Origin of the sequence: Paracoccus laeviglucosivorans (genome assembly GCF_900182695.1) — a bacterium.
In the GTDB taxonomy this organism is placed as follows: Bacteria; Pseudomonadota; Alphaproteobacteria; order Rhodobacterales; family Rhodobacteraceae; genus Paracoccus; species Paracoccus laeviglucosivorans.
The window spans coordinates 79,924-92,357 of record NZ_FXTK01000001.1 but is presented as its reverse complement, the minus strand read 5'-3'; the positions used below and the strand labels follow the sequence as shown (position 1 = coordinate 92,357).

Below are 12,434 nucleotides of genomic sequence, written 5' to 3'. Positions count from 1 at the left end.
GATGAACCGTATCGGTCTTGCGCTGCTGGCCGCCGCAGCCTTCGCGATGGTCGCAGGCGATCTGCTGGCCGGAGAGCCGTCGCGCGACACGCAGGGCACGCCACAAAAATTCTATCTGACCTTCGACATCTTTTCGCCCGCCGACATCACCTGCGATGCGACCGGGCCGGGGGTGCGGACAAGGTTCCAGCGCAATCTGGCGGGACGTCCGATCCTGCGCGTGACAGGCAATGCCGAAGCGGCGCAGATCACCTGCGCGCGGCCCGATGGCAGCCGTTTCACCACGACCGCCAATCGCAGCGAATTCTACAACACCGCCGAGCCGCTGCATGCGACCGTCCTGTTCCGCGAGGGACTGGACGCGATGCAGGTGCTGCTGACGCGGGGCGACCGCGACATCGGCACGCCGCAACGCAATTTCGTCCGGGTGCAGTGATGATCGCATCCGGGGCATCGAAACAAAGGCCAGCCTTCGGCCAGCAATCGCATCGCGCCGGTCGTTCCGGCATGGGCGCGAAATAAGGGAAGACAAGATGGCAGATCTTCGCAAGATCAAGATCGACGACAAGATTATCGAAGTCGATCCGAACATGACCCTGATCCAGGCCTGCGAGCAGGCCGGGATCGAGGTGCCGCGCTTCTGCTATCACGAGCGGTTGTCCATCGCGGGCAACTGCCGCATGTGTCTGGTCGAGGTCGTGGGCGGCCCGCCGAAGCCCGCCGCATCCTGCGCCATGCAGGTCAAGGATCTGCGTCCGGGGCCGGAAGGTGCGCCGTCCGAGATCAAGACCAACTCGCCCATGGTCAAGAAGGCCCGCGAGGGCGTGATGGAATTCCTGCTGATCAACCACCCGCTGGATTGCCCGATCTGCGATCAGGGTGGCGAATGCGACCTGCAGGATCAGGCCGTGGCTTACGGCGTGGATTTCAGCCGCTACCGCGAACCCAAGCGCGCCTCCGAGGATCTGAACCTTGGCCCGCTGGTCGAAACCCACATGACGCGCTGCATTTCCTGCACCCGCTGCGTCCGCTTCACCACCGAGGTCGCGGGCATCACGCAGATGGGCCAGACCGGCCGCGGCGAAGACAGCGAGATCACCAGCTACCTGAACGAGACTCTGGCCTCGAACATGCAGGGCAACATCATCGACCTGTGCCCGGTCGGCGCGCTGGTCAGCAAGCCCTATGCCTTTACTGCCCGTCCGTGGGAGCTGACCAAGACGGAATCGATCGACGTGATGGATGCGCTGGGGTCGAACATCCGCATCGACACCAAGGGCCGCGAAGTCATGCGCATCCTGCCGCGCAACAATGACGGCGTGAACGAGGAATGGATTTCCGACAAGACCCGCTTCGTCTGGGACGGTCTGCGTCGCCAGCGTCTTGACCGCCCCTATCTGCGCGTGGACGGCAAGCTGCGTGCTGTGACCTGGCCCGAGGCGCTGGACGCCGCCGCCAAGGCGATGAAGGGCAAGAAGGTCGCCGGTCTGATCGGTGATCTGGTCCCGGTCGAGGCCGCGTTCAGCCTGAAGCAGTTGATCGAGGGGCTGGGCGGCCGCGTCGAATGCCGCACCGATGGCGCGCGCCTGCCTGCTGGCAACCGCTCGGCCTATGTCGGCAATGCGACCATCGAAGACATCGACAATGCCGCGATGATCCAGCTGATCGGCACCAACCCGCGCGAAGAGGCGCCGGTGCTGAATTCGCGTATCCGCCGTGCCTGGGCACGGGGCGCACAGATCGGTCTGCTGGGCGAAGCGGTCGATCTGACCTATGATTACGCCCATGTCGGCAATGACCGCGCGGCGCTGGAAAGCCTGTCCTCGCGCGAGATTTCGGACGAGATGAAGGCCAAGCCGTCGCTGGTGATCGTGGGGCAGGGCGCGCTGCGCGAAGCCGATGGCGAAGCCGTGCTGGCCCATGCCATGAAGCTGGCCGAAAACAGCAACTCCAAGCTGCTGGTCCTGCATTCGGCAGCCGGCCGCGTGGGTGCGATGGATGTGGGTGCGGTAACCGAAGGCGGGCTGAGTGCTGCCATCGACGGCGCGGAAACCATCTACAACCTTGGTGCGGATGAGGTCGAGATCGCCGCCGGTGCCTTTGTCATCTATCAGGGCAGCCATGGGGATCGCGGTGCGCATCGCGCCGACCTGATCCTGCCGGGTGCCTGCTATACCGAAGAAAACGGCCTGTTCGTGAATACCGAAGGCCGTCCCCAGCTTGCCATGCGCGCCAATTTCGCGCCGGGCGAGGGGAAAGAGAACTGGGCTATCCTGCGTGCGCTGTCCGCCGAACTGGGCGCGACGCAGCCGTGGGACAGCCTTGCCGCGCTGCGTCGCGCGCTGGTCACTGCCGTGCCGCATCTGGCCCAGATCGACCGAGTGCCGGAAAACGAATGGCAGCCGCTGACCCGCCTTGATCTTGGGCAGGCCAGCTTCCGCTATGCGGTCAAGGATTTCTACCTGACCAACCCGATCGCGCGTTCCTCGCCGCTGATGGGCGAGCTTTCGGCAATGGCTGCGGCGCGGCGGGCGCCGGCGATGGCGGCGGAGTGACACGCATGGGGCAAACCCTCTGGAAACTGATCGGACTGGGTCTGATGACCGCAACCCTTAGCGGCTGCTTCATGGGCGACCCGGCGCCGCCGACCGATCCACGACCCAGGGAAAAGCCCCAGGCGCTGAATGTGGGCGTGCTGCAAAGCGATGCCGGCTCTCCCGGCAAGAAAGTGCTGTCGCGCGGCCGGATTTCCACCAAGTCGGGCGACATCCTGATCCTAGAACCCGATGGCTCCGTGACCGAGATGAGCCTGGACTCGCAAAGCGGCCGCGATGCCTGGGCGGTCAGCGAGGCCGACCTGGCGGCGCTGAACGACAATCTGGGGCTGGACCTGTCGGGCGTGCGCACCATGGGGCCGGTCACGCGCCGCGCGCCCACCGCGCAGGAAAAGGCCTTGGCCGATTTCCGGGCCCGCACCAAGCCGATGCGGCTGAACCTGCCGGCGGCCTACGTCGCCGATCCCCAGGATTTTCAGGGCGCTGCTGTGAAAAGCTATGAAAGCCCGCGCCACAAGGGCGAAAGTCTGGTCGAAGTGACAGCGGCCATGCGCGGCGGGGTGGACGCGGACACGAGCTTCGCCTATGCCACCTGCGCATTGGCAAACTGGGCCGAGTCGAAAGGCGCGCCCTATGCCCGCCACATCCGCACGCTGAGCGACAAGAACAACGGCAGAATGGTCGTCGGATCGGTCTTTACCCTCTCGCAGGAAAAGCCGATGGGCCTGACGGTAATGACAACGAAAGACACCTTGCAGGAATGCAAGGCACGCGGCATTCCCGCGGCGTGAGGAAGGGGACGAAGGATCATGGCTGAATTCTGGGGCTCGCCCTATGGTTTCGCTCTCAGCCTGCTTTTGCAGGGGCTGGCCGTCATTGCGTTCGTCATGGGGTCGCTGATCTTCATGGTCTATGGCGACCGCAAGATCTGGGCGGCCGTGCAGATGCGGCGCGGACCGAACGTGGTGGGGCCGTGGGGCCTGCTGCAGACATTCGCCGATGCCGCGAAATACATCTTCAAGGAAATCGTGATCCCGGCGGGGGCGGATAAGTTCGTCTTTTTCCTGGCGCCGTTCCTGTCGATGATGCTGGCGCTGTTCGCCTTTGTTGTGATCCCCTTTGACGAAGGCTGGGTCATGGCGAACATCAACGTGGGCATCCTGTTCGTTTTTGCCGCCTCGTCGCTGGAAGTTTACGGCGCGATCATGGGCGGCTGGGCCTCGAACTCGAAATACCCGTTCCTTGCCTCGCTGCGGTCGGCCGCGCAGATGATCTCCTACGAAGTGTCGATGGGTCTGATCATCATCGGTATCATCATCTCGTCGGGGTCGATGAACCTGACCGAGATCGTGAATGCGCAGAAAGGCGACTGGGGCCTGCTGAACTGGTATTGGCTGCCGCACCTGCCGATGGTCGTGCTGTTCTTCGTCTCGGCGCTGGCTGAAACGAACCGCCCGCCCTTCGACCTTGCCGAAGCTGAATCGGAACTGGTCGCGGGCCACATGGTCGAATATTCCTCGACCCCCTACCTGCTGTTCATGGCGGGCGAATACATCGCCATCTACCTGATGTGCGCGCTGCTTTCGCTGCTGTTCATGGGCGGTTGGCTGTCGCCGGTGCCGTTCATCGCCGACGGCTGGTGGTGGATGGTCCTGAAGATGTGGTTCTGGTTCTACATGTTCGCCATGGTCAAGGCGATCGTGCCCCGCTATCGCTACGACCAACTGATGCGGATCGGCTGGAAAGTCTTCCTGCCGCTGTCGCTGGGTTGGGTCGTTCTGGTCGCCATCCTTGCCCGTTACGAAGTCCTGGGCGGCTTCTGGGCGCGGTTCACGGTCGGGGGGTAATCCATGTATTCCAACAAGCTAGCTGAGGCTTTTGCCAAAGCCAGTGAGACCGACAAGGTGGAACTGGCGCATTTCCTCGCCAACAATCTGGACGATGCGGAACATGCGCATGACAGCGCCCGCGTCCGGGAATATGTCGCCGCGTTCGACCGGTTCGCGGCTCCCAAAAACGGGGAGCGTTTCTGATGGCCTTCGATTTCGCGCGGGCGACCAAGTATTTTCTGATGTGGGATTTCATCAAGGGTTTCGGCCTTGGGATGCGCTATTTCGTGTCGCCCAAGCCGACCCTGAACTATCCGCATGAAAAAGGCCCGCTGTCCCCGCGTTTCCGTGGCGAACACGCGCTGCGCCGCTATCCGAATGGCGAAGAACGCTGCATCGCCTGCAAACTGTGCGAGGCGATCTGCCCCGCGCAGGCGATCACCATCGACGCCGAGCCGCGCGAAGACGGCTCGCGCCGCACGACGCGCTATGACATCGACATGACCAAGTGCATCTATTGCGGCTTTTGTCAGGAAGCCTGCCCGGTCGATGCCATCGTCGAAGGTCCGAACTTCGAATACGCCACCGAAACCCGCGAGGAGTTGTTCTATGACAAGAACAAGCTGCTGGCGAATGGCGAGCGTTGGGAAGCCGAGATTGCCCGCAACCTTTCGATGGATGCGCCCTACAGATGAGCGATCCGTTCACCAAGCTTTTCGCGCAAATGATGACCTCGGGTCAGGAGATGGCTCGGGCGTGGAACCCCGCGCTTGAGCATTTCGACATGCGCGCGATGGAAAAGCTGGTGCCGATCATGCCGGCGGACATGCTTGAAATGTGGTTCGGCAAGACTTTCAACCGTGAGGGGCTGGACGCCAAGACGCGCCTGCTTCTGACAATCGGCGCGATTACCGTTCAGGGCGCGCTGGCCGAGCCGCAACTGCGCATGACCATCCGTCAGGCGCTTGCGGCAGGTGCAACCCAACGCGAGATCGCCGAGACGATCTTTCAGATGAGTATGTTCGGCGGGCTGCCTGCGATGCAGAAGGCGCTGGAAATCGCCCAAGGCGTCTATGCCGAGGAGGACAAGCAATGATGACCTTCGCTTTCTACCTGTTCGCGATCAGTGCCTGCGTCGCGGGCTTCATGGTCGTGATCGGCCGCAACCCGGTGCATTCGGTGTTGTGGCTTATCCTTGCCTTCTTTGCGGCGGCGGGGCTGTTCATCCTTCAGGGTGCGGAATTCGTGGCCCTGCTGCTGGTGGTCGTCTATGTCGGCGCCGTCGCGGTGCTGTTCCTGTTCGTCGTCATGATGCTGGACGTGGACTTTGCCGCGCTGAAGGGCGAGCTGGCGCGTTATTTGCCGCTGGCGCTGATCATCGCAGTCGTGCTGCTGGCGCAGCTTGGCATCGCGTTTTCCGGGTGGGAGCCTTCGCAAAGCGCCGAAGGTCTGCGTGCCGCCCCGATTGCGGCGGATGTGCAGAACACGGCGGGTCTGGGCCTGGTCATCTATGACCGCTACCTGCTGAATTTCCAGATCGCGGGTCTGATCCTGCTGGTTGCGATGATCGGGGCGATCGTCCTGACCATGCGCCACCGTCGCGACATCAAGCGCCAGAACGTGCTGGAACAGATGTGGCGCGACCCCGCCAAGACGATGGAAATGAAAGACGTGAAACCGGGGCAGGGGCTTTAGGCCCGGCTGCCCAAGCCACAACCGGGACCGCGCGCCGTGCGGTCCATGTAGCGAACGGATATTCAACGGGCGAAGGCCCGGAGGGACGAGAACGATGATCGGATTGACACACTATCTTGTCGTGGGGGCGATATTATTCGTCACCGGCATTTTCGGGATCTTCGTGAACCGAAAGAACGTCATCGTCATCCTGATGTCGATCGAACTGATGTTGTTGGCGGTGAACATCAACTTCGTCGCCTTCTCGACCCATCTGGGCGATCTGGCGGGGCAGGTTTTCACGCTGTTCATCCTGACCGTCGCCGCAGCCGAGGCCGCCATCGGCCTTGCGATCCTGGTGGTCTTCTTCCGCAACCGCGGCTCGATCGCGGTGGAAGACGTGAACGTGATGAAGGGCTAAGCCGAGCATGGAAAAGATCGTCCTTTTCGCGCCTCTGATCGGGGCGCTGATCGCCGGCTTCGGCTGGCGCATGATCGGCGAAAAAGCCGCGCAATACCTGACGACGGGGCTGCTTTACCTTGCGGCGCTGCTTAGCTGGTATCTGTTCCTGTCGTTCGACGGCGTGACGCGGCACATCCCGGTTCTGGATTGGGTCGTCGTCGGCGATTTCCATTCGGAATGGGCCATCCGCATCGACCGCCTGACCGTCATCATGCTGATCGTCGTGAATTCGGTTTCGGCGCTCGTGCATACCTATTCGCTGGGCTACATGGCCCATGACGACAATTTCGGTCATCACGAACACTACAAGGCGCGGTTCTTTGCCTATCTGTCGTTCTTCACCTTTGCCATGCTGATGCTGGTGACGGCGGACAACCTGCTGCAGATGTTCTTTGGCTGGGAGGGCGTGGGCGTCGCGTCCTATCTGCTGATCGGCTTTTATTACAAGAAGCAGTCGGCGGGCGCTGCCGCGATGAAGGCGTTCATCGTCAACCGCGTCGGCGATTTCGGCTTCCTGCTGGGCATCTTCGGCATCTACTGGCTGACCGGCTCGATCCAGTTCGACGAAATCTTCCGCCAGGTTCCCGAGATCGCCACCGCAAATATCCATTTCCTGTGGACCGAGTGGAACGCGGCGAACCTGCTGGCCTTCCTGCTGTTCGTCGGCGCCATGGGCAAGTCGGCGCAACTGCTGCTGCACACCTGGCTGCCGGACGCGATGGAAGGCCCGACCCCGGTGTCGGCGCTGATCCACGCCGCGACCATGGTGACTGCGGGCGTCTTCCTGGTCTGCCGCATGTCGCCGCTGATCGAATTCGCCCCCGAGACCAAGCATTTCATCGTCATCATCGGCGCGACCACCGCGTTCTTTGCCGCGACGGTCGGTCTGGTGCAGAACGACATCAAGCGCGTCATCGCCTATTCGACCTGTTCGCAACTGGGCTATATGTTCGTTGCGGCCGGCACGGGCGTCTATTCGGTCGCGATGTTCCACCTGCTGACGCACGCCTTTTTCAAGGCGATGCTGTTCCTTGGTGCCGGTTCGGTCATCCATGCGATGCACCACGAACAGGATATGCGGAACTATGGCAACCTGCGCAAAAAGATCCCGCTGACCTTCTGGGCGATGATGATCGGCACTTTCGCCATTACCGGCGTGGGCATCCCTTTGACCCATATCGGCTTTGCGGGCTTCCTGTCGAAAGACGCCGTGATCGAAAGCGCATGGGCGGGCAACACCTATGCCTTCTGGATGCTGGTCATCGCGGCCTGCTTCACCAGCTTCTATTCGTGGCGCCTGATCTTCCTGACCTTCTTCGGCAAGGAACGCGGCGATCATCATACGCATGAACATGCGCATGAAAGCCCGCCGATCATGACGGTGCCGCTGGGCATTCTGGCCGTCGGCGCGGTGTTCGCGGGTATGGTCTGGTATGGTCCCTTCTTTGGCGACCACCACAAGGTCACCGAATATTTCCACATCGCCGGCGCTTCGCATGAGGCCGTCGAGGGTGAGGGCGAAGGCCACGGCACTGCCCCGGTCGAACATGCCGCGACCGAAGCCACCACCGCAGATGCCGGTCACGCGACCGCACCTGCCGAAGGCGAACATGCCCCCGCAGATGCGGAACATGCCGCCATCGTCGCACCTGTGGGCGGCGCGATCTACATGGCGCCCGACAACCATACGCTGGACGAGGCGCACCACGCCCCGAAATGGGTCAAGGTATCGCCCTTCATCGCGATGCTGCTGGGATTGTTCACGGCATGGATCTTCTACATCCGCAGCCCGGAAACTCCGGCGCGGCTGGCGCGGGCACAACCGGCGCTTTACCAGTTCCTGCTGAACAAGTGGTATTTCGACGAAATCTACAACTTCATCTTTGTCCGTCCCGCTTTGTGGATCGGCCGCTTCTTCTGGAAGAAGGGCGACGGTTCGACCATCGACGGGGCGATCAACGGGGTTGCCCTTGGGCTGGTGCCGCGCCTGACGCGGGCGGCGGTCCGGGTGCAATCGGGCTATCTGTTCCACTACGCCTTCGCGATGGTTCTGGGCATCGTGGGCTTGCTGATCTGGGTGATGATGCGGGGCGCGCACTGATATGACGAACCTTCTTTCCATCATCACCTTCCTGCCCATCGTCGCGGCAGGGATCATGGCGCTGTTCCTGCGCGGACAGGACGCGGCAGCAGCGCGCAATGCCAAATGGCTGGCGCTGCTGGCGACCACGGCGACCTTTCTGATTTCGCTTTTCGTGCTGTTCGGGTTCGACAGCGGTAATACCGGCTTCCAGTTCGTCGAAGATCACGCCTGGATCATGGGTCTGCGCTACAAGATGGGCGTGGACGGCATCTCGGTCCTGTTCGTGATGCTGACGACTTTCATGATGCCCTTGACGATCCTGTCCTGCTGGACGGTGGACAACAAGGTCAAGGAATACATGATCGCCTTCCTGGTGCTGGAGGGGCTGATGATCGGCGTCTTCACCGCGCTGGATCTGGTGCTGTTCTACCTGTTCTTTGAAGCGGGCCTGATCCCGATGTTCCTGATCATCGGCATCTGGGGCGGCAAGGATCGCATCTACGCCTCCTTCAAGTTCTTCCTTTATACCTTCCTCGGCTCGGTGCTGATGCTGGTCGCCATGATCGCGATGTATCGCATTTCCGGCACGACCGACATTCCGACGCTGCTCACCTTCGACTTCCCGTCCGAGACCTATCGCCTGCTGGGCATCACGGTGCTGGGCGGCACGCAGATGCTGATGTTCCTGGCCTTCTTTGCCAGCTTCGCGGTCAAGATGCCGATGTGGCCCGTCCACACCTGGCTGCCCGACGCGCACGTTCAGGCCCCGACTGCCGGTTCGGTCCTGCTGGCCGCCGTGCTGCTGAAAATGGGCGGCTATGGCTTCCTGCGCTTCAGCCTGCCGATGTTCCCGGTCGCGTCCGAGATCATGCAGCCGGTCATCTTCTGGATGTCGGCCATCGCCATCGTCTACACCTCGCTGGTCGCGCTGGTGCAGTCGGACATCAAAAAGGTCATCGCCTATTCGTCGGTCGCCCATATGGGTTACGTGACGATGGGTATCTTCACGATGAACCAGATCGGTATCGACGGTGCTATCTTCCAGATGCTGTCGCACGGCTTCATCTCGGGGGCGCTGTTTCTTTGCGTGGGCGTGATCTATGACCGGATGCACACCCGCGAAATCGACGCCTATGGCGGCCTAGTGAACCGGATGCCCGCTTATGCGACGGTGTTCATGTTCTTCACCATGGCCAATGTCGGCCTGCCGGGCACCTCGGGCTTTGTCGGGGAATTCCTGACGCTGATGGGCGTGTTCCGTGAAAACACCTGGGTCGCGCTGATCGCGACGACGGGCGTGATCTTCTCGGCTGCCTATGCGCTGTGGCTGTATCGCCGCGTCACCTTTGGTGAGCTGATCAAGGAAAGCCTGAAGTCGATCACCGACATGACCGCCCGTGAAAAGTGGATCTTCGTGCCGCTGATCGCCATGACCCTGATCCTTGGTGTCTATCCGCGTCTGGTGACCGATGTCACCGGCCCGGCCGTCGCCAGCCTGATCGACCACTACAACCAAAGCCAGCCCGAGGCGCCTGTCGCCGCGGCTCAGGCCAGCCACTAGGGGGCGGATATGACCTCGCTCGATTTTTCGACCATTCTGCCCGAAGCGCTGCTGGCCGCCTATGCCTTGGCTGCGCTGATGGCCGGGGCTTATCTGGGTAAGGACAAGCTGGCAAAGACGCTGCTTTGGACCACCGTCATCGTGCTTCTTATCGTGGCTGCGATGGTGGGCATGGGCGGGCGCAGCGATGTGACCGGCTTCTATGGCATGTTCATCGACGACGCCTTTTCGCGCTTTGCCAAGGTGGTGATGCTGGTCGGTGCCGCCGCCGTCATGGCGATGAGCGCGGATTACATGCAGCGTCGCGACATGCTGCGGTTCGAATATCCCATCGTCGTCACGCTTTCCGTCATCGGGATGATGCTGATGGTGTCGGCGGGCGACCTGCTGACGCTTTACATGGGGCTTGAGCTGCAATCGCTGGCGCTTTACGTCGTCGCCGCTATGCGCCGCGACTCGGCCCGTTCGTCCGAGGCGGGTCTGAAATACTTCGTCCTTGGCTCGCTTTCCTCGGGTCTGCTGCTTTACGGCGCCTCGCTGGTCTACGGCTTTGCCGGGACCACCACCTTCTCGGGGATCATCACCACGATGCAGGGCGGGCAGCTTTCGCTGGGCGTGCTGTTCGGTCTGGTGTTCATGCTGGTCGGTCTGGCGTTCAAGGTATCCGCCGTGCCGTTCCACATGTGGACCCCCGATGTCTACGAAGGCGCACCGACGCCCGTGACCGCGTTCTTTGCGACCGCGCCGAAGCTGGCTGCAATGGCGCTGATCGCGCGACTGGTCTTTGACGCGTTCGGCAATGTCATCGGCGATTGGAGCCAGATCATCGCGGCGCTGGCCGTCATGTCGATGTTCCTTGGCTCGATCGCGGGGATCGGACAAACCAACGTCAAGCGCCTGATGGCCTATTCCTCCATCGCGCATATGGGCTTTGCGCTGGTCGGTCTGGCAGCGGGTTCGGCGCTGGGTGTGCAGAACATGCTGATCTACATGACCATCTACACGATCATGAATGTCGGCACCTTCGCCTTTATCCTGTCGCTGGAACGTGACGGCGTGCCGGTCACCGATCTCGCCTCGCTGAACCGTTTTGCGTGGAGCGAGCCGACCAAGGCGCTGGCCGTTCTGGTCCTGATGTTCAGCCTTGCCGGTGTGCCGCCAACCTTGGGCTTTTTTGCCAAGTTCGGCGTGCTGAACGCGGCGGTTGATGCCGGTCTGGGCTGGCTGGCGGTGGCGGGCGTGATCGCCTCGGTCATCGGGGCGTTCTATTACCTGCGCATCGTCTTTTACATGTATTTCGGGTCCGAGGGTGAGGGCGTGACCTCGCGCATGGGCGCGGTGCAGTATCTGGGCCTGATGGTTCCTGCCGCCGCGATGCTGATCGGTGCGATCAGTATGTTCGGGATGGACGGCGCCGCAGGTCGTGCCGCCGAAACGCTGGTGGGCCAACCGGCAGCTGAAACGGCCAGCGCCGAAATGCCCGCACCTGCGACCGAGCCGCAACCCGTTGAGTGATCCGTGGCCCGAAGGCGTGGGGCGGTTCGTGCTGCCCCGCACCGACAGCACAAATGCGCAAGCCATGCGGCTTGGCCCTACGCTAAGCGGTCCGACATGGATCGCGGCGCATGAACAGGCGGCAGGGCGCGGCAGGCGCGGCAGGGAATGGGTGATGCCGGCGGGTAACTTCGCCGGCACGCTTTACCTGCGACCCAAGGGGGGCGTCGCCGCGGCCGCACAGCTGTCATTCGTGGCGGCGCTGGCGCTTTACGATGCGCTTGGGGCGGCTTGCGGTCCTGCGGCGCGGTTGGCGATCAAATGGCCCAATGATGTGCTGCTGAATGGCGGCAAGGTCGCGGGCATCCTGCTGGAAAGCGCGGGCACAGGTGCCGAGACGCAGGCGGTCTGCGTGGGCATCGGCGTCAATCTGGCCGCCGCACCTGATATTGGCGCGGTCGAAACCGGCGCGGTGACACCCGTGTCGGTCAAGGGCGAGACCGGCTTTACCGTCACGCTTGAGGATTTCCTTGATCTGCTGGCCCCTGCATTCGCACGCTGGCAGGCGCAGCTGGACACCTATGGCTTCGCGTCGATCCGCAACGCCTGGCTGGCGCGCGCGGCCCGCTTGGGCGAAACGATCATCGCCCGCACCGGCAAATCCGAAACGCGCGGCATTTTCGAAGGCATCGACGACACCGGCGCGCTGATCCTGCAGACGCCTTCGGGGCGGCAGGTTCTGCCCGCCGCCGACGTATTTTTCGGAGGCTGAGCC

General features: G+C 62.4%; 13 protein-coding genes. All 13 read left to right on the top strand.

The annotated features are described in order from the left end of the window. Nucleotide 1: 1 nt before the first annotated feature. The 13 genes from FN835_RS00490 to FN835_RS00430 all read left to right on the top strand — a co-directional run bounded on the left by FN835_RS00490 (nt 2) and on the right by FN835_RS00430 (nt 12,431). Nucleotides 2–436 (top strand): hypothetical protein, encoded by a 435-nt coding sequence (locus tag FN835_RS00490; RefSeq protein ID WP_142661230.1) that lies wholly within the window; start codon nt 2–4, stop codon nt 434–436. Nucleotides 437–533: 97 nt separating this feature from the next. Further along, on the top strand, nt 534–2,555 hold the full coding sequence (gene nuoG, locus FN835_RS00485; protein WP_142661229.1) for an NADH-quinone oxidoreductase subunit NuoG: 2,022 nt from the start codon (nt 534–536) through the stop codon (nt 2,553–2,555). Nucleotides 2,556–2,560: 5 nt separating this feature from the next. Next, nucleotides 2,561–3,346, top strand: a complete 786-nt coding sequence (locus FN835_RS00480) for a hypothetical protein (RefSeq protein ID WP_142661228.1) — start codon at nt 2,561–2,563, stop codon at nt 3,344–3,346. A gap of 18 nt (nt 3,347–3,364) precedes the next feature. After that, the gene (gene nuoH, locus FN835_RS00475) at nt 3,365–4,402 is read left to right on the top strand and encodes an NADH-quinone oxidoreductase subunit NuoH (RefSeq protein ID WP_142661227.1); all 1,038 of its coding nucleotides are present in this window, start codon (nt 3,365–3,367) and stop codon (nt 4,400–4,402) included. Between the two features lie 3 nt (nt 4,403–4,405). Then, nucleotides 4,406–4,588: a hypothetical protein gene (locus FN835_RS00470; RefSeq protein ID WP_142661226.1), complete on the top strand. Its 183-nt coding sequence runs from the start codon at nt 4,406–4,408 to the stop codon at nt 4,586–4,588. Next, nucleotides 4,588–5,079 (top strand): NADH-quinone oxidoreductase subunit NuoI, encoded by a 492-nt coding sequence (nuoI, locus tag FN835_RS00465; RefSeq protein ID WP_142661225.1) that lies wholly within the window; start codon nt 4,588–4,590, stop codon nt 5,077–5,079. The genes FN835_RS00470 and nuoI overlap by 1 nt, the downstream gene beginning before the upstream one ends. Continuing rightward, nucleotides 5,076–5,480 (top strand): carboxymuconolactone decarboxylase family protein, encoded by a 405-nt coding sequence (locus FN835_RS00460; RefSeq protein ID WP_142661224.1) that lies wholly within the window; start codon nt 5,076–5,078, stop codon nt 5,478–5,480. Before nuoI ends, FN835_RS00460 begins: the two co-directional genes overlap by 4 nt. After that, nucleotides 5,477–6,079, top strand: a complete 603-nt coding sequence (locus FN835_RS00455) for an NADH-quinone oxidoreductase subunit J (RefSeq protein ID WP_142661223.1) — start codon at nt 5,477–5,479, stop codon at nt 6,077–6,079. The genes FN835_RS00460 and FN835_RS00455 overlap by 4 nt, the downstream gene beginning before the upstream one ends. 94 nt (nt 6,080–6,173) lie before the next feature. Then, entirely contained in the window at nt 6,174–6,479 is a 306-nt protein-coding gene (gene nuoK, locus FN835_RS00450) for an NADH-quinone oxidoreductase subunit NuoK (protein ID WP_142661222.1), read from the top strand. A gap of 7 nt (nt 6,480–6,486) precedes the next feature. Further along, complete coding sequence (gene nuoL / locus FN835_RS00445; RefSeq protein ID WP_142661221.1) at nt 6,487–8,622, top strand: NADH-quinone oxidoreductase subunit L; 2,136 nt, start codon at nt 6,487–6,489, stop codon at nt 8,620–8,622. Nucleotide 8,623: 1 nt separating this feature from the next. Beyond that, complete coding sequence (locus FN835_RS00440; RefSeq protein WP_142661220.1) at nt 8,624–10,165, top strand: NADH-quinone oxidoreductase subunit M; 1,542 nt, start codon at nt 8,624–8,626, stop codon at nt 10,163–10,165. A gap of 9 nt (nt 10,166–10,174) precedes the next feature. Continuing rightward, a complete protein-coding gene (gene nuoN / locus FN835_RS00435; RefSeq protein WP_142661219.1) occupies nt 10,175–11,680 on the top strand; it encodes an NADH-quinone oxidoreductase subunit NuoN in 1,506 nt (501 codons plus the stop codon). Beyond that, a complete protein-coding gene (locus FN835_RS00430) occupies nt 11,673–12,431 on the top strand; it encodes a biotin--[acetyl-CoA-carboxylase] ligase (protein WP_142661218.1) in 759 nt (252 codons plus the stop codon). The genes nuoN and FN835_RS00430 overlap by 8 nt, the downstream gene beginning before the upstream one ends. The last annotated feature ends 3 nt before the right edge of the window (nt 12,432–12,434 follow it).